Here is a 24572-nt window from a genome sequence, read left to right as displayed (position 1 = left end):
CAAAAAATATGGAAAAATTTATAAGAGATAATGTTCATGGAGAGATTTATTTTGAAGATAAACTTTTTACAGAATTAATTGATACAAATGAATTTCAAAGACTTAGAAGAATAATTCAATTAGGTGGAGGACAATTTGTATTTCCAAGTGCAAATCATACAAGATTCTCACACTGTATTGGTGTATATCACGTGATATGCAAATTTTTAGAAAATGATGCTATAAATGAGCATATTAATGAAAAAGATAAAAAAGTATTAAAAGTAGCAGGTTTATTACATGATATAGGTCATGGGGCTTTTTCACATACGTTTGAATTAATTTCAACAAGATCTCATGAAGAATATACAGTTGATATAATAAAAGGTAATTCACAAATTAATAAGGTTCTTATTAATAATGGAGTTGATCCTGATGAGGTTGTTTCTGTTATTGAAGGTAAGCATCAAAATAAAGTTGTTAATTCACTTGTTTCAAGTCAATTAGATGCAGATAGATTAGACTACTTACAAAGAGATTCAAAAGGAGCTGGTGTAAATTATTCAAAACCAGATATTGATTGAATTATAAGAAATGCAAAAATTCATGATAATAAGCTTGTATTCTCAAATAAAACATTAAATGCAATAGAAAATTTTTTGTTAGGAAGATATCATATGTTTAAACAAGTTTATGAACATAAAATTTCTACTGCTTTTGATAATACATTTAAAATGTGATTCAAAAGATTTAAATATTTATACTTAAATAACTATAGATTTAAACATTCTAAACCAGTAAATTTATTTGAAGAAATATTTCATGAAAAACCAATGCCTTTGGAAAAATATGTATATTTAGATGATTATACAATGTTTGAATTATTCAAGCTTTTAAAAGAGGAAAATGATGAAATATTAAGTGATTTGTCGAATAGACTTCAAAATAGAAAATTTTTAAAAGCTTCATCAGATATAACTGAAGAAGAATTTAATAATATGAAATCTAATTTTAAAGGAGATGTAAATTATTATTTTGATATTATAACTGTCAAAGATATATTCATTTACAAAGACAGTTCTGAAAAGAAAGACGAAAATATATATATTTTAAAGGATAATAACTTAAGTAATTTAAAAGATCTTTCAGAAATAATTAATACAGATTGGAAGAATAATATAAAAAAAATTTATATTTTTCCAAAGTATAATGTAGAATAGAAAATATGGAGGAAATTGTTATGAGTAAATTATCACCGATTAATTTAGCTTACAATTATTTAAATGATTGTAAAGATAATGTGTCTTTTGAAGATATTTGAAATACAATATCTAAAGAAATAAACGGAGACAATGATTTCAAAAATGAAATTATAGCTGAACTTTATAGCGATTTGGTTCTTGATAATAGATTTGCATTAACATCTGATGGTAAATGAGGTTTAAGAGATTATCTTAAATTTGATGATGTTAAAAAACAATATGAGTATGTTGATAAGTTTGAAACAACAGAAGAATTTGAAGACATTGATTCAATAATGGACTCAGATCTTTATAACGATGATACAGGTGAGCATGTTGGTAAAATAAAAAAATTATTAGACCATAATAATAATGATTCATTAGACGAAACCTTAGATGATATTGATGAAGATGATGATGAGGATGATATTGATGAAGATGATGATATTGATGAAGATGAATATTAAAAAATAACTTAATCATAAGTAGTTTTTAACAACTACTTTTTATTTTTAAAAGGAGAATTGTACAATGGCAAAACATATATTTATTACAGGAGGAGTAGTATCTGGTTTAGGAAAAGGTATTACAGGAAGTTCTTTAGGGGTTCTTTTAAAAAATAGTGGATTAAAAATATTTATGCAAAAATTTGATCCATATTTAAATATTGATCCAGGAACTATTAATCCAATAGAACATGGAGAAGTCTATGTTACAGATGATGGTGGCGAAACAGATTTAGATTTGGGTCATTATGAAAGATTTATTGATGTAAACTTATCAAAAATCTCTTCTACATCTGCTGGAAAAATTTATTATGAAGCACTTGAAAAAGAAAGAAATGGTAAATTTGGTGGTAAAACTGTTCAAGTAATTCCACATATTACAAATGAAATTAAACAAAGAATTTATAAAGCTGAACTTGAAAGTAAAGCTGATGTTGTAATTACAGAAATTGGTGGGACTGTTGGAGATATTGAATCTCAACCATTTTTAGAAGCGTTAAGACAGGTAAGAATGGAGCAAGGAAAAGATAATGTAATGTTTATTCATGTTGCTCTATTACCATATCTTAAAGTTTCAGCAGAGTTTAAAACTAAACCTATCCAACATTCTGTGAAAGAATTATTAAGTTTAGGAATACAGCCAGATGTTATTGTTGCGAGAAGTGAAACAGAATTTGAGAAAAGACTAAAGGATAAAATTTCATTGCTATGTAGTATTCCAGAAGAAAACGTGATTTCTTGTCCCGATAGTGATTCTATTTACAAAGTACCATTAGTTTTGGAAAGCGGAAATTTACATAAAATTACAGCAAGACAATTAAAATTGGACCTACAAGAAACAAATCTAAATGATTGAAAAAAACTTGTTAATAATATTGAAAACTCAAAAGAAATTTTAGAAGTACATATAGTTGGAAAATATGTAGAATTAAGTGATGCTTATTTATCGGTTATGGAATCTTTAAAATTTGCAGGGTATGAAATTAATAAAAAAATAAAAATTAATTGAATTAATGCTAGAAAACTTAATAAAAATAATGTTAAAGAGCAATTAGCAAATGCAAAAGGAATTTTAGTTCCTGGTGGATTTGGTGAAGAGGGAGTAGAAGGTAAAATACTTGCTGCACAGTATGCTAGAGAAAATAATATTGCATATTTAGGAATATGCTTAGGAATGCAAGTTGCTTGCATTGAATTTGCAAGAAATGTTTTAAACTTAGAAGATGCAAATACAACTGAATTAGATCCAAATACTAAAAATCCAATTATTGATATTCTTCATGGTAAAAATAGAGAAAATATTGGAGGAACATTAAGATTGGGAAGATATATAACTTCAATTAAAGAAAATACTTTGGCCTCTGAATTATATAAAGGTAAGGAAGCAATTGAAAGACATAGACATAGATATGAATTTAATAATGATTTTAGAAAACAATTTGAAGAAAATGGAATCATTTTTTCAGGACTGTATTTAGAAAAAGATCTTGTTGAAATAATTGAATATTCAAAAAATGATTTCTTCATTGCAGCTCAATATCATCCTGAATTTACTTCAAGACCAAATAAGCCAAATCCATTATTTATGGGCTTTATAAATCATATAAACAAAAAATAAGTATTTATTTTTTGTTTTTTTTATCTAAAATTTAAGTAGGTGAATATAAATGAAAAAAATAAATACCAAACAAGTAACATTATGTGCAATCTTAACAACACTTATGTTTGTAATGGGAATAATAACTAATTTAATTTCAATTGGTACTGGTAAAAGTATATTTCAAATATCAGATGTTATTTTTCTTGCTCTTTTAAATTTTCTAAATCCTTTTACTTTAGTAATTTCAGCTATTTTAGCAGGAATAGGTATTGATTTATTTGCAGCAAGTGCAATTTACATACCTATTACAATTATGGTTAAAGTATTAATTACTTTTACATTTATTTTTTTAAAAAGATATATAAATACATATATAAATATTTTCTTAAGTTATTTATGAATTTTTATATATGTTTTATATGTATATATACTATTTGATAGCTCATTTGCTATCATTGAAGCCACAACAGATGCTATTCAATATTTTGCAAATATTTTTATTTCCATAATAATTCTCTTTACGTTAAGAAAGATTAATTTTAAAGAGAAAATTATTGATAAATATAACTTATAGATTAGAAAATATAGTCTTTCAAAATAATATAGTTAAAAAACTCTATTGTATATAGGAATAAAGTTGTATAATCTTTAAGTATAAAAAACTTTAGGAGGAAAAAATATGTCAAGAATTTATCATTCAAAATTAGTTAATTCTACAAAAATGGTAAAAGATGCTCATGCAAATAAATACGCAATTGGTCACTTTAACATTAATAACTTAGAATGAACTAAATCTATTTTAGAAGCAGCTCAAGAATCAAATACACCAGTTATTATTGCTACTTCAGAAGGAGCATTAAAATATATGGGTGGAGCACCAGTGGTAGTTGGGATGGTTAATGGTTTATTAGAAACATTAAACATTACTGTACCAGTTGCTTTACACTTAGATCATGGTCAATCAGTTGAAATGGCTAAAAAATGTATAGAAGCAGGATATTCATCAGTTATGTTTGATGGATCACACTTACCATACGAAGAAAACATTTCAAAAGTTAAAGAATTAATGGACTTTGCAAATGAACATGAAGTTTCAGTTGAAGCTGAAATTGGCTCAATTGGTGGAGAAGAAGACGGAGTTGTTGGTGAAGGTGAATTAGGAGATCCTAATCAAGCAGCAGAAATGGCAACTACAGGAATTACAATGTTAGCTGCTGGAATTGGAAATATTCATGGAAAATATCCAGAATGATGAAAATCATTATCATTTGATACATTAGAAGAATTACAAGCAGCATGTAAATTACCAATGGTTTTACATGGGGGTTCAGGAATTCCTCAAGATCAAGTTGAAAAAGCTATTAAATTAGGAATTTCAAAAATTAATGTTAACACAGAATTACAATTAGCTTTCAGAGATGCAACAAGAGAATACATTGAAGCTAAAAAAGATTTAGATGATGAAGCTAAAGGATTTGATCCACGTAAATTATTAGCACCAGGATATAAAGCTTTAAAACAAACATTCATGGACTTAACAAAAGTTTTTGGTTGTCAAGGAAAAGCTTAAGAATTTAATAAACGTTTATTAGGGAGATAAATATATGCATTTAACAGTTGAAGAAAAAGTTAAAATTATTAAAGATTTCAAAAATAGTGGTGTCAAAGCTACTCAATTTGCACCAACAAGAAATGTAAGTGTTGTTTCTCTTAGAAATTGAGTTAAAAAATACGAACAAGGCGGAGAAGAAGCTTTGAAAACAAAATACGAAAAGTAGGCATTTTTGGCCTATTTTTTTTGAAAAGTTTCATTGCAAGGAGAATAATATGAAATATTGATTAAAAAATCAAAAAAAGCTTATTAAAAATAACTGAAAAGGTATATTAATAAAAGTGATCTTATTAATATTAGGAGTAATAGTCAGTTCTTTTGGTTTAGCACTATATCAACAACCAGCAGTTGGGGGTAGTCAAATAGACTGATTTATCTATAATGCTTTATCATTAGTTGAGCCATTTTCAAAGGACGGATCTGTGAGAGGTGAAGTTTTAAATAAATTTTATCCAACAAGTTTAACACTGGTATATATAATATTAATTATTTTTGCTATAGGATTTTCAATTAAACCAACAATGGAGGAATATAAAAAATTAAAATCTAAAATAATTTGATTTAGTTTTCTATTCGTTGTTATTGCAGATATTGCAATAACATTTATTGTTCCTCAAATAGTTGGATTATTTTTAAGAAGTTTATCAGAATTAAATATAAAAAATACTGATCCAAATAATCTTGCAATTAGAAATTTAGCTTTAATTGGGGGATTTCTAGCATTTGTAATTGGAATAGCTTTATGGGTAAAATCAGGATTGCTATTGGGACCATTTAATAATATATGTACTCAGTTTATACGTTTAACTAAAATGAACTATGCAATGGGGAGATTATTAATAGATATAAGTATCTTAATTTTAGGTTTTATTTTATTTCCATTTATTATTGGTGAAGAGGGGTCTAATAAAACTAATTTCTTACTTACAAATTTTGGGTTAGGAACAATTTGCTTTACCTTCCTTGTAGGACCTATTGTAAATACTCAATTAAATATTTTAAACAAATTTATAGATTATGAAAAATTAAGTAATAAAAAATAAAAAAAACCTTAATAATAGGTTTTTTTACTTTGCATTTTTAAATAAAAAATATAAAATATAAATGTAATTAATAGAACTTGTATAAGCCAACATATTGGGTTGGTGTCTCTACGATTGAACCTATTCAATCTCTATAATTTCTATTTATAATTCTGATTTAATTAAAGAAAAACAAGAACCTGTTAATTACAACTAAATTTTTATAAGTTATTTAAATAAAAAATAGCTTATTTTATAGTCGTCGATTTATTTTTAAAAAGGAGAACTATGGAAAAAAATAACAAGAGTAAAGACTCGATTCTAAAAGCAGATAAAAGTAAAAACGCTACTGCTATTTCAAATAATAGAATCGCTAGATATTTTAAATTTAATGATATGAAGACAACTTTTAAAAAGGAAATTATTGGAGGTATTTCAACACTTTTAGCAATGATGTATATACTATCTGTTGAACCAGATATTTTACGTAGAGCAGAGAGTATAACTACAATTGGTGAATCAAATTCAGTTTATATGGATTTAAATGGTGTATTTTTAGCAACAGCATTAGTTGCTTTCTTAGCAACTTTTGTAATGGGTATATCAGCAAATGTACCAATTGGTCTAGCACCAAGTATGGGATTAAATGCTATGTTTGCATTTAATGTAGCAGGTAATATTGGATTTGAAGGTGCACTAATTGCTACTTTAATATCAAGTATTTTATTTTGTGTTGTATCAGTTACAAAATTAAGAACAATAATGATTAAAAGTTTACCAAAATCAGTGCATTTATCAATTGGTGTTGGTATTGGATTTTTCATTGCTTACGTTGGAATTTCAAATATTGGATGAGTAGCAAATGATGGTGGTATTCCAATTGCTAGTTTAAGTGATTTTAAAATGACTTATCCAGCAATCATTTTAGGTACTGTTGCTTTATTTGCTGCAATATTTTTAAATTTTAAAAAATTCTTTGCACCAGTGGCTTGTGTTATGATTATCGGATTTATTATTGCCATGATCTTAGTAAATACAGTTGAAAATGATGCAATTCAAGAATCATTTAAAAATGCTAAATTTAGTGAAATAGATTGAAATTATAAAAGCTTATTTACAGGATTTTGATCAAATTTAGAGGGAACAACAAAACAATTTGTAAATCCTAAAATTTGAATTAATCCAACAATGTATATATCAATATTTGTATTTATAATTTTAAATTTCTTTGATGCAACAGGAACAATTACAACAATTAATATTGAATTAAATAGAGAAGCAGGAACTAATAATGAAATCCCACATAAAGCTTTAATAATTGATGCAGGTGCAACAATTGTTGGGTCAGTTGCTGGAGTTTCACATATGGCATGTTATGCAGAAAGTTGTGTTGGTATCTCACAAGGAGCTAGAACAGGTTTTGCAGCAATTATTACTTCATTAGGATTTTTAATAAGTATTGTTTTATTTCCAATTTTTAAAATGATGCCTTCATGTATAACTGGGGCAGCAACAGTATTTATTGGAACAATAATGATAAAATCAATTACAGGAATTGAATGAGATAAACCAGAAATGGGTCTTGCAGCATTCTTCTCAATAATGTTTATGGTGGTCACTTACAATATTGCAAATGGTATAGCATTAGGAATCATTGCATATACTGTTGGAGCACTTGCTACAGGAAAAGCAAAAACATTAAATCCTATAATTTGAATATTAGATTTAATATTTATACTCTATTTTGTAGCCAATGCATTTATTTAAAAAAATTAACAGGAGAATAGAAAATGAACTTTAAACATAATTTAAAAGTATTAATTTCAAAAGAAGATATTGAAAAGGGAATAGTTAGTTTAGCTGATCAAATTAATCAAAAGTATAAAGATGAACAAGTTAGTTTAATTGCAATAATGAATGGTTCTGTCTTTTTCTTTGCGGATTTAGCAAGAAAATTAAATATGCCTATAAAAATGGATACAATTGTGGTTTCCAGTTATTCTGGCACAGAATCAACAAGGGAAATTAAATTTCATAAAGAAATTACAAAGCCAATTGTAACAAATCAAAATGTAATAATTATTGAAGATATTATAGATACAGGACAAACATTAACTGCTGTTTATGAATATCTTCAGTCATTAAATCCAAAATCATTGGAAATAGTAACTTTAGCTGATAAAGTAGGATGTCATAATGATTTTAAATATGAGTACAAATCAATTTTCCAGGTACCTAATAAATTTGTTGTTGGTTATGGTTTTGAAATAGATGATTTGTATAGACAATTAGATCAAATTTATAGTGTTGAAGATTAATAATATAGGTTTAAAGTAAAATTAAAAAATGAACGCTTTTGTTGTTCATTTTTTATTACTAAAATAAATGTTATAAAAAAACCTAAAATAATTAAGTTTTTAAAAAAATATGGTATTATTTAATTTGTATTAGAAAGACTTTAAATAAAGGACGGTGAAAACATGCCAAAAGCAAACATACATCCACAATATTTTGAAGCTAAATTTGTTTGTACAACTTGTAGCAATGAATTCATGTCAGGATCAACAAAAGGAGAAGAAGTAAGAATAGATACTTGTTCAAATTGTCATCCTTTCTACACTGGTAAACAAAACTTTGCAAATGCAGAGGGACGTGTTGAAAAATTCAAAGAGAAATTTGTTAAAAAAGATGCAAAATTAGCTGAAGCAGAAAAAGCATCAGCAGCTCAAAAAGCAGAAAACGAAAAAAAAGCAAAAGAAGCTAAAAAATAATTTAATACAAACAACTAGACTATATTAGTCTAGTTTTATTATTTTTATTTAAAATGTTATACAATAATAAGGTTATGGAGGTCTTTATATGAGTTTTACAATACAAAATTCAAAGTTTGTTAATAGAAAAGTTTTACCTAAAACAGTTACTTTTAAAAATAAGGACTCTGAAAAAATAGCAGTTATTTCCCAAGATAAAAATTTAAGAAGAAATTTTAAAAATATTTTGCAAGGTAAGTATCTTGTAAAATCGGGAGTATTTAAGATTGATGGTTATGATAAAGTTAATAAGCAATGAACAAAAAGAAAAGTTGCAGTTATTGGTGGAAATAAGCTTTTAAGAAAATGACCTGAAAAATTTTGACTTTATACATCATTACTATTAAATAAAAATTTTTATAGTGAAGCTAAAATTAATTATATAAATACTAAATATTCATATTTATCTTTTTCAACATCTAAAAATAATAAAACTGATTTAGAAATGAGAGATAAAGTTCAGTTAATGATATCCAAATTTATTAATAACTCAGTTGAAATTGAAGAACAATGACTTTCTGAGTTTTTGGAACAAATTGTAGACTTTAATGATAAAAATTTATTAAAGAATTATGGCAATTTAGAAGAGCACATTAGAATTATCATTAGAGATTATTATTACTTGGTCGAAAAAACAAAAAATCTTGAGCTTCTACAAACTTTTTTACAAACTCTTTGAGATAAAGTTTACTCATTTATGGAACTTTCATCACTTTGTAGTTGTGAATATAATACAAAAAAATTAAAAGACAGACAAAAAAGAAAACTTTCAAAGGAATTAAATTTTCATCAAACAAATTTTGTTACAAGAAAGCAATTAAAAATTATCGATCTTAAAGTAAGTGATGTAAAAAGAAAAATTGCAAAGAATAATTTTATTATTAAAAATTTAAGAAAACAAATTATTTTTGAGTTAGGAAAATCAGAAAAAATTGAAAAGAAAATTAAAAATTTAGATGAAATGTTTGTTTGAAGAAAAACATCAATTGATCAAAGATTTGAATTTAAAAGAAAACAAGAAAAAATGTTTTTTGAAGGTTTATCTGATGAAGCTGCAACATTAAGAGGAAAAATTGTTGAAGTTATGCACAAATATCATAAACGAGTTTTAGATGATGATTGTGAAAAAGGAAATCTTGATGATTTTAAAGAACAAAAGAATAAATTAAAATCTGAAATTATAACAATCTATAAACAGTCAATTAAATTTATTGATGAAACTGCAGAGCAATTGGGATTTGAATTTAATCTTCTTTCATTCAAAATAAGTACAATAGAAGGTATTTGATTTCAATTATTAAGTGCTATATATTTGAAACAATATAATTTAGTTTTTTATGATGTGTTTTCAAAATTAAATCAAAATGAAAAGGAAGAAGTTCTAAATGTTATTAATAGATTATCAGAATTAGATGATAAGTTTTCTTCTGTATTCATTGAAGAAAGTGTATATGAAGTTCCCGAAATGAATAAAGATGTTTATATAATTAATGATCAAGAACTTACTCAAACTAGTTTAGAAAAATTATTAGAAAAAAATTGATCAACATATGGGGGAGAATTCTTTGCTAAAAACAATAGATTTAATTATAAATATGATGGTAAAAAATTAGAAACTATGAATGAAACAACAAAAATTCAAAGCACTATTTTCAAAGAAAATGGTCAGATTATAATTAATCCAATGAAAGTTTCAACAAAGAAAAAAGAAAATGGTTCAACTATATTAGAACTAAGTGGAAGAATTAATTCAAATAGTGATTTTGTTGATCCAAATATGTATGAGGTAATTACTAAAACAAATGATTTAAGAGTTTACTTTTATTCAACTAAAAAATATGAGGCAAATGAAAAAGTAAAACTATTTATAACAGAGGAATCTATTTTAAAAGTTTTATAAGAGGTATATATGTTTAATAATTCACAAATATTGTTAAAAAAAATTAAAGAGTACAAAAATATAATAATTTCAAAACATGTTTCTCCAGATTGAGATACTCAAGGTAGTGCTTATGGTTTAAGAGAAATTATTTTAGACAATTTTGAAGATAAAAATGTTTTCGTTGTTGGAGAAGTTCTGAATAAGGGCCTAAGAGAAATAGATGAAACTAAATTAACAAAAGAAATTATAAATAACGCAATTTTAATTACAGTTGATGTAGCTAATTTTGAAAGAGTTGATTTTGAATTTAAAGATGAGGTAAAAGAAATCTTTAAAATTGATCATCATTTAGAAGTTGATAATTTTGCTGAGAATAAAATTGTAGATGATAGTGCAATTGCGTGTACACAGGTTGTAACGCTTTGAGCTTCGGAATTAAATTTAATAATATCAAAAGAAGCTGCAACCTTTTTATATTTTGGTCTAATTACTGATTCAGGAAGATTTCTTTTTGAAAAAACTAATGGTCAGACTTTTTTAGCAGCAAAATTGTTAATTGAGTCAGGAGTTAATATTACAGAGATATATTCTTCTTTATTTTTAAAAAACCTTGAACTTGCAATCTGATATAACAAAGCATTTTCAATTGCTGAATTTAAGAATAATAATAGTATTGCTATAATTAAAGTAGATGAAGATGTATTTAAAAATATTGACTTAGGCGAAGAAGAAATAAAAAGTGCTTTATCAGTTCTTTCTGGTATAAAAGAAATTAAAATTTGATTAATGGCTTATAAAACTCCATTTAATGAAAAAATAAAGGTTTCAATTAGAAGCAGAGACTTTGATATTAATTCAGTTGCAATAAATTACAATGGAGGCGGACATAAATTAGCTTCTGGTGCTAAAATTAATAATTGAGATGAGTTAAACTCTCTAGTTAAGGATTTGGAAATCCTTGTAAATAAAAAATAAGGAGAAAATAAAATATGAGTTACAGAATGAATCCAAATAGTAAAAGAGGTTGAATAGAATTAATAACTGGCTGTATGTTTGCTGGTAAAACAGAAGAGTTTATTAGAAGACTTAAAAGATACAAATATGCACAACAAAATGTACTAGTTTTTAAACCATTAATTGATGATAGATATTCTAAGCAAGATATATTTTCTCATTCAGGAATGAGCATAGAGTCACTTCCGGTAAAAGATAGTACTGAACTATATGAAATATTTAAAGCTGAACAGGTAAAGAAAAAAATTGATATAATTGGTATTGATGAGGTTCAATTTTTAGATATAAAAATTGTAGAGGTAATTTCAAAAATTGCAGATGAAGGAGTTATAGTAATTGTAAATGGTCTTGACAAAGACTTTAAAAATAACCCATTTCAAAATGTTGATAAATTATTAGTTGAAGCAGAATATGTTGATAAATTAACTTCAATATGTCATAAATGTGGTGGAAATGCAAACAGAACACAGAGAATTATTGATGGCAAGCCAGCTAAAGCTGATGAACCAATTATAGTTATTTCAGCAAATGAAAAATATGAAGCTAGATGTAGACATTGTTATATAAAACCAGAATAGGAGAATATTATGAATAAGAGAACTTTAGAAGCCTTAGAAGTAATGGAAGCAAGAGCGAATTCTATTGATGAAACAATTCAGAAAGAAGAGACTTTAAAGGACATTAAACTTCTTACAGAATTAAATAAGGAAAGATCAAACTTAGAAGAAATCGTTGCTAAATATCAAGAGTTTAAAAAAGTTAATCAAGATATTGAAGAATCAAAAGAAATTTTGGAAACTGAGAAAGATGATGAAATGAGAAGTCTTGCTAAACTTCAATTAGAAGAGGCACAAGAAGCTATTATTATAATCGAAGAACAACTTGATTTACTTTTACTACCTAAGGACCCAAACGATGATAAAAATGTTATTTTTGAAATTAGGGGTGCAGCAGGTGGAGATGAAGCAAATATATTTGCAGGTGACTTATTTAGACTATACACAAAATATGCAGAGAAAAATAACTGAAAAATTGAAGTTATGGATGTAAATGAATCTGCAGCAGGGGGTTTTAGTCAAATATCATTTATGCTTAAAGGTGATAAAGTTTATTCAAAAATGAAATTTGAATCTGGTAGTCATAGAGTACAGAGAGTTCCAAAAACCGAATCAAAAGGGAGAATTCAAACATCAACTGCTACAGTAGCAGTACTTCCAGAAGTAAGTGATGTTGAGGTGGAAATTAAAAATGCAGATTTAAGAATAGATACTTATAGAGCATCAGGAGCAGGTGGTCAACATATTAATACAACTGATTCAGCTGTTAGAATTACACACATTCCTACTGGAATTGTTGCAGCATCACAAGATGGACGAAGCCAACATGATAATAAAGATAAAGCAATGACTTTATTAAGAGCAAGAGTATATGAAGCAGAATTAGAAAAACAACAAACAGAAGCTGCAAGTTTAAGAAAAAACGCCGTTGGTACTGGGGCAAGAAGTGAAAAAATAAGAACTTATAACTATGCACAAAATAGAGTAACAGATCATAGAGTTAATTTAACTTTAAATAAATTAGATCAAGTTATGGAAGGTAATTTAGATGAAATCATTGTTGAATTAGTTAACGATGAACAAAGACAATTAATTACTCAACAAATAGAGGAATAATTATGACTGTAAATGAATTAAAAACTCAATATGTTCCAACTTTTTTTACATTAGCTGAATTTAAAGAAATAATTATTTATATAACAAATAAATCTGATTTAAACTTTGTAATGGATAATCAATTATCAAAGGAAGAATCAGATTTATTTTTGACATTAGTAAATAATTTCAAATCTTCAAAAAAGCCAATTGCTTATCTAACTGGAAATAAATATTTTTATAAGTTTGATTTTTTTGTAAACGAAAATGTTTTAATTCCAAGACCAGAAACTGAATTAATTGTTGATGAGATTTTAAAATATGATATAAACGAAAAAAATATATTTGATATTTGCTGTGGAAGTGGTTGTATTGGTATAACAGTGAAAAATATAAATTCAAAATTTAATTTAGTACTAAGTGATATTTCAGAAAAGGCATTAGAGGTTGCTAAAATAAACTTGAAAAAATTTAATCAGAAGGCTACTGTTTTACAAGCGGATTTTTTGGATGTCTTTAAAAAGACAAATATAATTCCAGATATTATTGCAATTAATCCTCCTTATATTGATATAAGTGATCAAAATATTTCAGAAAACGTAAAAAAATATGAACCAAATATAGCTTTATTTGCAAAAAATAATGGCTTAGAGTTTTATAAGATTTTATTTAATTCCTTAGATGATCTTTTCAAATTAAATAAAAAATTAATTATTATATGTGAATTTGGATTTCAACAAAAGAAAGAAATTAAATATCTTTTTTCTCCATTAATAGTAAAATATAGAATAGATTTTAAAAAGGACTATTCAAATAATTGAAGAGTGTTTACTATTACATCTAAGGAGAATTATGAATAAGAGTTTAGATAACTTTGTAATTGAAAAATTCAAGAATAGTGCAAAACTTATTAGAAGATTTACTATAGTTTTTTTACTTTTATTAATTCCAACAGTGACATATATCGTAATCATTAATATTAATAAAGCCTTAGACTATTACTTTGATAACATTGATATTATCAAAGAAAACTTTGGTAGAAATGTTATTGTAAGTTATTCAAGTATAATGATTAACTCTTGAGTGTCTCTTTCTTTAATAATTAGTGCTTTAATAATGATAGCCTTTTTAGGTTTAATTTTAAAAGCAAAAATATCTGACTTCAAAAAAATATCATATATAGTTATAATAGGTTTCTTGGCAATACTTTCAATTGTATTAATAGCGGTCTCTGAATTTTCTTATTCTAGATTTTATTATTTATATGATTTTTTAATTAATAATGATGAAGGATTAAAATTGGAAAATGATGATGCAATTGAAAAGTTACGCTTAGGATTTATAGAAATATATGGTAAAGGTATTACAAAATTTAAATGGTCAAATGATAGTTTAACTTGATGACTAGCTATTCTGAAAATTATATTTGTAATATTATTTTTCAGTATTTGATTAAGAAATAATAAGAATAATAATCAGATTCTTACAGTTTCAAAAAGTATTAATAGGTCTGGTATCAAAGAACTAATTTCCAAATTTTCATTAAATGATACAAAAAATATATTATTTTGATTAATAATTGGAACAACTTTAGTTTTTATAACTCCATTAATTTATATTATTAATATGTCTGTTTTTAATTCAAAAATGGGATCAATGCTTAATTGAACATTTATAGTAACTGATCTTTATAAAAATATTGATACATTATCAAGTGAAACAATTAAAAGTTCTTATTTTGTAATAAAATTCTTACCAATAATAGTATCAGGATTTTTAATATCTAATATACTTATTTCAATTGTTGCTTATGTGCAAAATTGAAACAGATCAAAATATAGTTTTGCAATGCAATATATTCTTTTATTAGTAGAAATAATATTTGTTCTTATCGTAATTGCGTATTCATCTCATGAAGCACAAAAGATAACTAATTATTGAAATCAGGGAACAATTACAATTCCAAAAATAGCTTTGGAATCTAAATATTTAAAGGAAGTATATGGTTTTCCTTTTATAAACAATGAAATGCCTGATCCATGATTATCTGGGTTAAAATATATTTCACAAACAATTATAAGTATTAGTTTTTTAGCAACTATATATATAATTCTTGGCGTAAAATTCAAAAAGGTAAGTAATAATTTATAAAAAGTTTTAAAACCCTTATTTTAAGGGTTTTTTTATTATATTTTTTTTAAAAAAAATTTGATTTTATATTTACACTAGTGTAATATATATTATTTTTTTATGTTATAATTATTTTGTAAAAAGTTAATATCAAAAAAGACGGGGTTTTTAAACAGTAAAAATTGCTAATTTATCTACTTCTTCTTTTTAATTTATTTAAATTTTCACTAAAAAAAGGTATATATCATATCAAACAAGATAGTATATTGCAATGAATTAGGGTAAAAAAATTAAAAAAATATGGTATAATAACATTGAGATTAGGAGGTTTCCATATGTATGTAAATCCGTTCGAAAGAATGAGAAAGAAAAGAGAAGATGAAGAGAAAAAGCGTCTTGAAGTTGAAAAAGAAAGAGAAAAGTACGCAAGATTAGGTGCACAAATGGGATTTACAGATGATAAGGCTGTAGTACCTTCTTTTATTAAAACTTTGATTGGAGAATCAAATCAAAACAAAGTGCCCCCTTTTGGTATGGCAATTGATAATAGTTTTGATAATTTACCCGAATCGAATAATAATTATCAAATTCCAACAGCTTCTTCAAATAGAACTATGGAAGACTTTGAAAAGGAAATCGGATTAGCTTCAAATAAGGATTATACCCCAATGGAATTTCCAATATTTTCTAATAATCAGACAAATTTTAATCAAAATAATTCTGCTAATCAGCAGGTAAATTCATTTGATCATCACTCTCTACCTCAATCTAATATGAACTTTGAATCAAATATTCCTCCTTTTAATAGAGAATTAATTTCAGAACAAGTTAAACCAAATCATAACATGAGTTTTGAATCAAATATTCCTCCTTTTAATAGGGAAACAATAATGGGGAAAGATATTTCACAACCTACTATAAATTTTGAAAAACAAATTGATTCATTTAATAATAAAATTGAAGAACAAGGTCAAAATAGACAAGAAGATGATTTATTATCACAAACTGAATTTGATGAAAAATATGATGATTTCTTTCAAACAGAAGAAATTGAAATTATTAATGATAAGATAATTAATTCAAACGAATATATTGAATTAAAGAGCCAAAATTCAGATAAATTTAAAAACATATTAATAATAAACAATGAATCGCTAATTGATAAAAATACGTTAGAGAATCTAATAGAACTTGATTTAGAAAAAACAATTCAGTATTCTTCTCCTTGTTTATTTATATTAAAAAGAATTATTAATAATTTACCAGACAAAATAAATATAGAAGATAAAAGGTCATTATGAGAAAAGACTTCTCTACTTCTAGCAGCAACAGATTGAGGTAAAACTAATTCTGAAATAGATTATATTCTTGAATTGTTAAATCTATCTGCAGATCCTATTAAATTATTTATAGAAGAATTTAATAATTTATTTGATTCTTATAATTTTAATGAACCAATTAATGTTATTTTAAATAATTTGCAAAATATTAGTCTAGATAAAATATTATTAATTAATGAATTTATTCAAAATCTAATTATGGAAATACCGAATGTATCTTGTATAACAAATATTGATTACTCTTTATTGGACATAAATAGAATTGAAGAAATAATTGACAATTATGACTACATTGTTTCAGATATTGCTTTAATTTCAAGTGTAACTAAAAAAATAATTAATGAAAAACAATATGAAAATAATTTGATTGAAGAGTATCAGCATATTAATCAATTGAACGAACAATTGCAATATGAAAATTATCAGAACTCAAATCAAATAAAAAATCACTATCAAAATGATAATTATCAAAATTTTCAACAATTTAATAATTATCATGAAGAGCCCTTTAACTATGAGAAAGCAACTTTACAAAATCTAGAAATACAAAACAATGAAAATCAAGGAAATTTAGATCAATTCTTTCATAAAGAATTAAAAGATGTTTCCATAGATATGTTTGAAACTCAAGATGAAGGTGAAATCAAGTTAACTTACGATAAAACTGATAGCAAGTTTACTGGAAATATACCAGGAATATCTAATAACAATTTCACTGAGGAATATAATTCGACTCAGCTTCCTAGGTTTTCAGAAATTCATAATGAATATGAATTTGAAGAACAAGAAGAAGAATACGATCCAGGAATTGATTCAAATCTAAGAATTCATGTTGATCAAGTACTTGAAAAACAAAAAAATGAAATTTTAGAACAAGAAAAGCGTGAAGAATTAGCTAGGCTTCAAAGAAAGGGTGAATCAGGATTTGACCCATCAATACTTTCTAAAAAAGAAATGAAATTAAATCCTTATGCAAATCCATTCGAAAATATGGATAGATACAAATCATCATTAGCTACAAGAACAAATAGAAATACTGACCCGAGACCAAGAAGCGAAATCGAAGGAAAGTTAAATAATTTAAATGTAAGTTTATCAAAAAATGGACCAATAAATATTGAAGAGTCTTCAGCAAATGAGATAAACAAGAATAGAGATACAAAATTAATTTCAGTTCCAGGCAACTGGGAAAAACTGAAAAATTAGGAGGAAAGAAATATGTTTGCTATATTTATTATATGTGCTTGATCATTAACATTAGCAGCATCAACAGGATTATTACTGTTTGGTACTTCAACATTAGTTTTAATGTTAACATCAGCAAAACCAATACCGTTTATTATTAAAATGTTGTCTGTATTAACAAAACCATTATTTGCACCAGTTTATGGAAACAATGCTGTATTTTATCCGTCAGCAGAGCCAGCTAATAAAGTAACAGTGATTACTTGATTAGTAATTGCAATAGTTGTTGCAATCGTTTTAATTACACTATCAATTATTGAATTAGTAAGATTAAGAAAACATCAAAAAGTTTCAAAACCATTTGTTAAAGTAACATTAGTTATTACAGGTGTTTTATTGTTATTAACAGGTCAATTAATATTTGTTATTGTAGCAAGTTTAATTTTAATAGCATTTATTATGTTAGAAGTTGTTTTATTTGATTCAGAGGCATTAAATAATTATGCCGAAGAAAGAAACCTAATTTCAATTTACAAAGAAGAAAGAAAATTTGAAAAAGAGGTATCAAAAGAGGGAAAGTTAACTGGCAACGTAGATTTGAAAAACCAAATAGAGGATTTTCAAGAAGAAAACGATCAAACAAAAGTAAATGATAATTCTGCGTTGCCAAAATCAGCTGAAGAACAGCTAGAAAATTTTTATAAAGAGGGTAAAGCTAAAAAGTATTATCTAAAATGAAAAGATTATAAAGCAAAATTGGAAATTCAAAGAAAACAGATTGAAGCAAATATGCAAAATCTAAATGAAAAAGAATTAACCAAAGTGATTAGTAAATTTAATTTCAATGTTATGAAAGTTAATCGTCTAGGAGCAAAACTTAGAATATCACAAAATTATAGTATTGAGTATATGACAATTGATGATAATACCATTGATGCAAACTTTAAATCAACTTCAATATCTGAAGCAACTACTGCTTTTGGTGGAGAAGAATCAACTTCAGTAGATGAGGAAATTGAAAAATTACATGAGAGATATTCTGGTGGAAATAAACCAGGTGTACCTCAGACATTTGTAGCTCCTCAAACTATAGTTCATGGCACTTCAATAAAGGCTCAAGGATTGGAAGCTGAGTTTATTAAAGAAAAAATGGCAAAAGCTGTTAATATGACAATTGAACAACTTCCTGAATCAAGTGATCCAGCTAATTCAAATAAGGATATGGTTTATTCAGATTTTAATTTTGATCAACCAGACCTTGCAGCTCAGGTTATCATGAAAGACATGAAAAAGGTTCAAGACCAAAAACAATCTATTGTAAATGCAACTCCAGGAACAACAATTTCTGCTCCACCTTCATTTGAAATTGAAGTTGAGAAAGAAATTAAAAAAGGTGAAGTCAATGAAGTTTTAGGAACATTTGTAGCTCCTCAAACTATAGTTCATGGTACTTCAATAAAAGCTCAAGGATTGGAAGCTGAGTTTATTAAAGAAAAAATGGCAAAAGCTGTTAATATGACAATTGAACAACTACCTGAGTCAAGCGATCCAGCTAATTCAAATAAGGATATGGTTTATTCAGATTTTAATTTTGATCAACCAGACCTTGCAGCTCAAGTTATCATGAAAGACATGAAAAAGGCTCAAGAACAAAAAGAAGAAATTGCAAATGGTGCGCCAGGAACAACTGTTTCGACTTTACCAGTTTTTGAGACAAATATGATTCTTGGTTCTGATCAAAAGGAACTTGAAATTTCAAATGAAGATAAAGTAGAGGAGTTTATAGCTCCCCAAACTTTAAGTCATGATGAAACACTAAAAACAAATGGGCTTGAAGAAGAGTTTGTAAGAGAAAAAATGGCAAGAGCTGTTAATATGGATTTAAGCCAACTTGACCAGTCAGATATTTCTGATTCAGATAAGGATATGGTTTATTCAGATTTCAATTTTGATCAACCAGACCTTGCAGCTCAAGTTATCATGAAAGAAATGAAGGAAACTGGTCACCAAAAAGAGGAAGTTGTAAATATAAATTCAGATACAACTATATCTACACCACCAATTTTTAATGAAAGTGTTTTAGAAAATATTTCAGATGTTATAAATCCAGTATCATTTGAACCAGAAATGAATTATGAAGAAGAATATGGTTTATCAGGAGCCAATTCTCCTGCAATATCATTATTAAATTTAAATGAAAATGTTTCAAATACTACAGTTATTTCACAAACTTCAAATATTGAATCAATTGAGAATCATAATGATGTTTATGAAAAACCACAAGTTGAAATCAAAGAAAGTTCATCGAATAAAGTAGATTCTAGTGCTAATTCTGTAGATTTAGAAAAACTTAATTCAATTGAAAAAAGAATGTCTAAATTAGAAAACTTAATTGAAAATTTAGGTAACAAACTTAACGGAGATAGATTATCTGAAGATTTTTCAAAAATCTCACAACAATTAGATAGTATTTCAAAAATGGTAAATGATTTAGAGAATAATACTCCAAGAGCAATCATAGATTCTTTATCAACAAGACATAATTATAATAAAAATAATGGTTAGCCATTATTTTTTTGTTAATGTATATTTAGGAGAGTAATTTATGCAATACGAATTAACACAAATAATTAAAAGAGATGAAAATTTCAATTATATTTTAAAAGAAGATATAAAAGAAGTTCCTTTCTTTTTAAAAGGTTTCATAGGTGAGACAGATAAAATAGAATTGCCATTTGTTAGTATCATTTTAGAAAAATGTTTTCCTTTTTTACATAATAAATTTGTAAAAAAAGAAATTATTGAAAATTCTATAAAACAAGGACAATGTGTTCATCAAATGATATCAGATTCAATTAACAATAGAAAAGATTTTAAGTTAAATTTGAGTACGAGTGATTGTAAAAATTCAAATCATATAAATATTGCTAAGCGAATTATTACTGAATTAAATTCGTTTATTTATAAATATGAGATAGATCAAATATATTCTGAAAGAACATTCTTATATTTGGGATTTGACTGCAATTATATCGGAACCATAGATATAATTTTAAAATCAAAAGAAAAATATTACATAATGGATATAAAGACAAGTAGAGTAAATTATATTGAAAAATATAATGCACAATTATTTTTATATAAAAAACTTTTTGAAAATGCTACAGGAAATCTAGTTGAAAATTGCTTTATATTAAATCCAAGAGAAGAAAGAATCTTTATGGAATATGAGCCAATTAATAAAAAAGAGCAAGGAAGAATATTGCTTACAGCAAAAGAAATATAGTTAATTTGACATTAATATACTTTTAAATTAAACTTATATCTATATAAATAGAGTTTTATATAAGGAGAATATAAAAATGACAAAAGACGATTTAAAGGAAAAGTTAGCTAAGTTTAAAGAGCAAAAGGACAACAAAGAAACTGAAATTGAAAAATGCAAAGAAGCAATGAAACAAGCAAAATTAGAAATTAAAATCAAAAAAAATGAATTAAAAAATATTACAAGTGAAGTTAAAATTCTAAAAAGTAGTTACAAAAAACAATCTATGTAAAAAAAGAACCGTAAGGTTCTTTTTTTAAAATTCAATTATTCTTGGATGAATAGCTTTTAATTCTTTTTTAAGTGAGTCATATCCTCTTGATTTAAATTGCTCTTTATAAGTCTTAATTGCTTTTTTTCTTATCTTATTTCCACTTGCAGCAATAACTATTGGAATACCAACTATTATTATGCAACCAATAAAACCTAATATTTTTTTACCAATATTAGAATAATTTTTTTCATCTGAGTATTTTATATCTCCTCTAACTTTTAAAATATCTCTTGTTATTTTTATTTCTTTTTGATTTGATTTCTCTTTAATTGCAGCATCTGTTAAAAAGGCTTCAAGATAGTATAGATCAAATGCAGAAAGTCCATAAAATACTTTTTCTTCAATAATAACTTCTTTCTTAATTGGTTCAGGTCTATATTCAAGATTCATTTTAACCGGAGCAATAACTTCCTCTTTTATAATTTCGGGACTAGGTTTTGGTATTTGAATATATGTTATATTAGAGTTGATAATCTCAGGTATTTCTCTTTTTGGATCTGCTCTTGGAATTTCAACAGGAATTGGTTCAGGTTTTTTTACATCTCTAACGTCAATATTTGGCTTTTCTGCAGCTTTATTTGTTAAAGTTGGGTTAACTCTTTTTAGACTAATGTTAAGATCACTTCTATTTTCTCTTTCCATTTTATCAAATTCGAGCTTTCTTCCAGTTGCTTGTCAATTATTATCCATTAATTCTTCAATATTTGATTGTTTTTTTTGAATTGAACTAACTGGAGCGGGTTTAGGTGGTTGAGGTTTTTTTACAAAGACCAATATAAAATTTGATTCTCTATCATTATTATTTTTAGCTTGACCTTGTATTTTTAAATTGTCCTCAAAGTATAATTGAAGTATTACATGTTTTGAAGTAGGGTTTGCAACTATGTCATTTGGTAAAACATTAAATAATTGCTGAACACTTATGCTCTTATAATTTTGAATTGTATTTATTATTACATTTTTTACAAAATTATATTGAGAAGATTTTTTATCAGATGCAAAATTAGGTCCACCTGTTGTATTAATCCCTCTTGATTTAACTGCATTATTTCTGCAAAAATCAGCTCAATCAAGAAAATCTCTTGAATTTGATTCTCCTCATACCATATTTATATCCCCCTTATTATTAATAATAATATCAAATGTAGTATGATTATCTTATATATAAAAATAGAAAAGGATTTTTTTATGAAAACTATTAAACAAATAAATTACGAAAAAATAATTGTTAAAAGAGTAAATACAGTTTATGAAAACCTGAAAGTAAATATTGGAAAGGAATTTAAAATTCCAAAAAATATAGAGGAATTTATAAATAAAAATAGTCAACTTTCAACAAGAGAAGAAATTGAATTATTTGGTCAAGAATTTGACAAAACTTTTGGAGATTGAATCGTACTTGATGGAAATCAAGACAAATTAATAATATTGAATCACTTGATGTCAATTCTCCAAAATTCTATTATTGTTCTTATATCAATTGATGTAAATCTTGAAAAAGAGAATGTAGAAAAAGAAGTTATAAATAATTCAAAAGGTATAGATATTATTGTTGCAACAGCAGTACAAGCATTTGGTGTTAAGACAAACGAATTACTTGAAAAGTATAAGGAATTAGATTTGGATCAAGATACTCATCAAGTATTTAAATCAATTAATGAATTTTTAAAGGTTGTTTCAAAACAAGATGCACAAGCAGCTTTTGCCAAACTTATGGATAATATTCTTGAATTTAATCAGAACTATAATAATTCTTATAAAAGAGCTTCAAATATTAATGAAGATGAATTATCATCAAAAAGAATAGAAATATTTATGGAATACATGAATACATATTATTTAATGGTTTTCCTTTTAGAATTAATATTAATTTATCCTTTACAAGAAGGTATGATGAATCAACAAGTATTTGATAATATTATGCCCAATATAGTTTTATATAATTAAAAAACTAATTAAAATGAGTTAAAAATTAATTTTTAACTCATTTTTTGATATATAATATATTTTGTGTGATTACAATACACTCGGTATTGTGGAAAGGAGGAACCTTAAAATGGCAACAATAAATCAATTAGTTAGAAAACCAAGAAAAGCAAAAACATGAAAAACTAAAGCTCCTGCTTTGAATAGAGGAGTTAATACTTTATTAAAAAAAGTAACTAGAGTTTCAGCACCACAAAAAAGAGGTGTTTGTACAAGGGTTGCAACTATGACTCCTAAAAAACCTAACTCTGCTTTACGTAAGTATGCAAGGGTTAGATTAACTAACGGTATGGAGGTAACAGCTTATATTCCAGGAGAAGGACACAATTTACAAGAACATAGTGTTGTGCTTATTCGTGGGGGAAGGGTAAAAGACTTACCTGGGGTTCGTTATCATATAATTCGTGGTACTTTAGATACAACTGGAGTTAACGGAAGAATGCAATCTCGTTCTCTATACGGAACAAAAAGACCTAAAGAGAAAAAATAATAGAGTGTAATTCACATTATAACAATATTCAATAAGAAAGGAGATACTAACTATGCGTAAACATCAAGCAGAAAAAAGAGACGTGTTACCAGATCCAATATATAACTCAAAATTAGTTACTAGAGCAGTTAATAAAATTATGTTAGATGGTAAAAGAGGAACAGCTCAACACATCTTATATAAAGCATTTGAAAAAATAAAAGAAAAGACTGATACAAGTCCAATTGAAATTTTTGATAAAGCAATTGAAAACATCAAACCTCATTTAGAATTAAAAGTTCGTCGTATTGGGGGAGCAAACTATCAAGTTCCTGTTGAAGTATCAACAGACAGAAAAGTTACTTTAGCATTAAGATGATTAATTAATTATTCAAGATTAAGAAATGAAAAAGAAATGATTGATAGACTTGCAAATGAAATTATTGATGCATCAAACGGAGTTGGTGGATCAGTTAAAAAACGTGAGGATACTCACAAGATGGCTGAAGCTAATAAAGCATTTGCACATTATCGTTGATAATAGA

24 protein-coding genes and 1 riboswitch are annotated in these 24572 nt (G+C 25.9%); of the genes, 23 read left to right on the top strand and 1 reads right to left on the bottom strand.

The window, feature by feature from the left end; all coding sequences use genetic code 4:
* The first annotated feature begins 8 nt into the window (after positions 1 to 8).
* From SDIMI_RS04245 to SDIMI_RS04155, 20 genes are all read left to right on the top strand, one after another.
* A complete protein-coding gene (locus tag SDIMI_RS04245) occupies positions 9 to 1199 on the top strand; it encodes an HD domain-containing protein (RefSeq protein ID WP_020836755.1) in 1191 nt (396 codons plus the stop codon).
* A gap of 20 nt (positions 1200 to 1219) precedes the next feature.
* A complete protein-coding gene (gene rpoE, locus SDIMI_RS04240) occupies positions 1220 to 1687 on the top strand; it encodes a DNA-directed RNA polymerase subunit delta (protein ID WP_020836754.1) in 468 nt (155 codons plus the stop codon).
* Between the two features lie 64 nt (positions 1688 to 1751).
* Complete coding sequence (locus tag SDIMI_RS04235; protein ID WP_020836753.1) at positions 1752 to 3344, top strand: CTP synthase; 1593 nt, start codon at positions 1752 to 1754, stop codon at positions 3342 to 3344.
* A 49-nt stretch (positions 3345 to 3393) separates the two neighbouring features.
* Positions 3394 to 3900 (top strand): ECF transporter S component family protein, encoded by a 507-nt coding sequence (locus SDIMI_RS04230; protein ID WP_020836752.1) that lies wholly within the window; start codon positions 3394 to 3396, stop codon positions 3898 to 3900.
* Positions 3901 to 4005: 105 nt separating this feature from the next.
* On the top strand, positions 4006 to 4896 hold the full coding sequence (gene fba, locus SDIMI_RS04225; RefSeq protein WP_020836751.1) for a class II fructose-1,6-bisphosphate aldolase: 891 nt from the start codon (positions 4006 to 4008) through the stop codon (positions 4894 to 4896).
* Between the two features lie 34 nt (positions 4897 to 4930).
* Complete coding sequence (locus SDIMI_RS04595; protein ID WP_020836750.1) at positions 4931 to 5104, top strand: helix-turn-helix domain-containing protein; 174 nt, start codon at positions 4931 to 4933, stop codon at positions 5102 to 5104.
* 49 nt (positions 5105 to 5153) lie between these two features.
* Positions 5154 to 5981, top strand: coding sequence for an SPE_1075/MLC_0560 family membrane protein (locus tag SDIMI_RS04220; RefSeq protein ID WP_020836749.1), 828 nt, complete (start codon positions 5154 to 5156; stop codon positions 5979 to 5981).
* A 57-nt stretch (positions 5982 to 6038) separates the two neighbouring features.
* A riboswitch (purine riboswitch) is annotated at positions 6039 to 6135 on the top strand.
* 113 nt (positions 6136 to 6248) lie between these two features.
* The gene (locus SDIMI_RS04215; protein WP_020836748.1) at positions 6249 to 7727 is read left to right on the top strand and encodes an NCS2 family permease; all 1479 of its coding nucleotides are present in this window, start codon (positions 6249 to 6251) and stop codon (positions 7725 to 7727) included.
* 23 nt (positions 7728 to 7750) lie between these two features.
* Positions 7751 to 8278, top strand: a complete 528-nt coding sequence (hpt, locus tag SDIMI_RS04210; RefSeq protein WP_020836747.1) for a hypoxanthine phosphoribosyltransferase — start codon at positions 7751 to 7753, stop codon at positions 8276 to 8278.
* 162 nt (positions 8279 to 8440) lie between these two features.
* Positions 8441 to 8731: a 50S ribosomal protein L31 gene (rpmE, locus tag SDIMI_RS04205; RefSeq protein ID WP_020836746.1), complete on the top strand. Its 291-nt coding sequence runs from the start codon at positions 8441 to 8443 to the stop codon at positions 8729 to 8731.
* An 88-nt stretch (positions 8732 to 8819) separates the two neighbouring features.
* Positions 8820 to 10670 (top strand): hypothetical protein, encoded by a 1851-nt coding sequence (locus SDIMI_RS04200; RefSeq protein WP_020836745.1) that lies wholly within the window; start codon positions 8820 to 8822, stop codon positions 10668 to 10670.
* A 9-nt stretch (positions 10671 to 10679) separates the two neighbouring features.
* Entirely contained in the window at positions 10680 to 11627 is a 948-nt protein-coding gene (locus tag SDIMI_RS04195; protein WP_020836744.1) for a DHH family phosphoesterase, read from the top strand.
* A 14-nt stretch (positions 11628 to 11641) separates the two neighbouring features.
* Positions 11642 to 12244, top strand: coding sequence for a thymidine kinase (locus SDIMI_RS04190; protein ID WP_020836743.1), 603 nt, complete (start codon positions 11642 to 11644; stop codon positions 12242 to 12244).
* Positions 12245 to 12253: 9 nt separating this feature from the next.
* The gene (gene prfA, locus SDIMI_RS04185; RefSeq protein ID WP_020836742.1) at positions 12254 to 13339 is read left to right on the top strand and encodes a peptide chain release factor 1; all 1086 of its coding nucleotides are present in this window, start codon (positions 12254 to 12256) and stop codon (positions 13337 to 13339) included.
* A gap of 2 nt (positions 13340 to 13341) precedes the next feature.
* The gene (prmC, locus tag SDIMI_RS04180; protein WP_020836741.1) at positions 13342 to 14178 is read left to right on the top strand and encodes a peptide chain release factor N(5)-glutamine methyltransferase; all 837 of its coding nucleotides are present in this window, start codon (positions 13342 to 13344) and stop codon (positions 14176 to 14178) included.
* Positions 14171 to 15469 (top strand): hypothetical protein, encoded by a 1299-nt coding sequence (locus SDIMI_RS04175; RefSeq protein ID WP_020836740.1) that lies wholly within the window; start codon positions 14171 to 14173, stop codon positions 15467 to 15469. The genes prmC and SDIMI_RS04175 overlap by 8 nt, the downstream gene beginning before the upstream one ends.
* 314 nt (positions 15470 to 15783) lie before the next feature.
* Complete coding sequence (locus tag SDIMI_RS04170; protein ID WP_020836739.1) at positions 15784 to 17994, top strand: hypothetical protein; 2211 nt, start codon at positions 15784 to 15786, stop codon at positions 17992 to 17994.
* A 12-nt stretch (positions 17995 to 18006) separates the two neighbouring features.
* Complete coding sequence (locus tag SDIMI_RS04165) at positions 18007 to 20538, top strand: DUF3054 domain-containing protein (RefSeq protein ID WP_020836738.1); 2532 nt, start codon at positions 18007 to 18009, stop codon at positions 20536 to 20538.
* A gap of 40 nt (positions 20539 to 20578) precedes the next feature.
* Positions 20579 to 21259, top strand: a complete 681-nt coding sequence (locus SDIMI_RS04160; RefSeq protein WP_020836737.1) for a hypothetical protein — start codon at positions 20579 to 20581, stop codon at positions 21257 to 21259.
* Positions 21260 to 21335: 76 nt separating this feature from the next.
* A complete protein-coding gene (locus tag SDIMI_RS04155; protein ID WP_020836736.1) occupies positions 21336 to 21530 on the top strand; it encodes a hypothetical protein in 195 nt (64 codons plus the stop codon).
* 24 nt (positions 21531 to 21554) lie between these two features.
* Here the strand turns inward: SDIMI_RS04155 and SDIMI_RS04150 are convergent, their stop codons facing one another.
* Positions 21555 to 22679 (bottom strand): hypothetical protein, encoded by a 1125-nt coding sequence (locus SDIMI_RS04150; protein WP_020836735.1) that lies wholly within the window; start codon positions 22677 to 22679, stop codon positions 21555 to 21557.
* An 81-nt stretch (positions 22680 to 22760) separates the two neighbouring features.
* On the opposite strand from SDIMI_RS04150, the gene SDIMI_RS04145 reads away from it, so the two are divergent.
* The 3 genes from SDIMI_RS04145 to rpsG all read left to right on the top strand — a co-directional run bounded on the left by SDIMI_RS04145 (position 22761) and on the right by rpsG (position 24568).
* A complete protein-coding gene (locus SDIMI_RS04145) occupies positions 22761 to 23519 on the top strand; it encodes a hypothetical protein (protein WP_020836734.1) in 759 nt (252 codons plus the stop codon).
* A 109-nt stretch (positions 23520 to 23628) separates the two neighbouring features.
* Positions 23629 to 24048, top strand: coding sequence for a 30S ribosomal protein S12 (rpsL, locus tag SDIMI_RS04140; RefSeq protein WP_020836733.1), 420 nt, complete (start codon positions 23629 to 23631; stop codon positions 24046 to 24048).
* Between the two features lie 52 nt (positions 24049 to 24100).
* Positions 24101 to 24568 (top strand): 30S ribosomal protein S7, encoded by a 468-nt coding sequence (rpsG, locus tag SDIMI_RS04135; RefSeq protein WP_020836732.1) that lies wholly within the window; start codon positions 24101 to 24103, stop codon positions 24566 to 24568.
* Positions 24569 to 24572: the final 4 nt, after the last annotated feature.

The sequence above is a fragment of the Spiroplasma diminutum CUAS-1 genome, assembly GCF_000439455.1.
Lineage (GTDB): Bacteria > Bacillota_I > Bacilli_A > Mycoplasmatales > Mycoplasmataceae > Spiroplasma_A > Spiroplasma_A diminutum.
Note: the sequence above shows the minus strand (reverse complement) of the source record. Positions and strands in the feature narration are given on the sequence as shown.